The organism is Monashia sp. HAY1-5C (genome assembly GCF_056755255.1).
In genome coordinates this window covers 1-254 of the sequence record NZ_JBPGXG010000525.1, presented here as the reverse complement: position 1 = coordinate 254, position 254 = coordinate 1, and the positions used below count along the sequence as shown (strand labels likewise).

Sequence of the window (254 nt, the reverse complement as noted above, 5' to 3'; positions counted from 1 at the left end):
GGCCTTGTACACACCGCCCGTCAAGTCACGAAAGTCGGTAACACCCGAAGCCGGTGGCCCAACCTAAGCCCTTGTGGTGGTGGGGGGAGCCATCGAAGGTGGGACTGGCGATTGGGACTAAGTCGTAACAAGGTAGCAGTACCGGAAGGTGCGGCTGGATCACCTCCTTTCTAAGGAGCAGCTTCGCTGCCGGGCCCGTGGGTCTGGTGGCTGTCTCTTATACACATCTCCGAGCCCACGAGACGGAGCTACAT

General features: G+C 59.8%; 1 rRNA gene. It reads left to right on the top strand.

The features are described from left to right. Positions 1 to 170: ribosomal RNA gene (locus tag ACR9ZK_RS22660) — 16S ribosomal RNA — on the top strand; the annotation flags it as partial. Between the last annotated feature and the right edge of the window lie 84 nt (positions 171 to 254).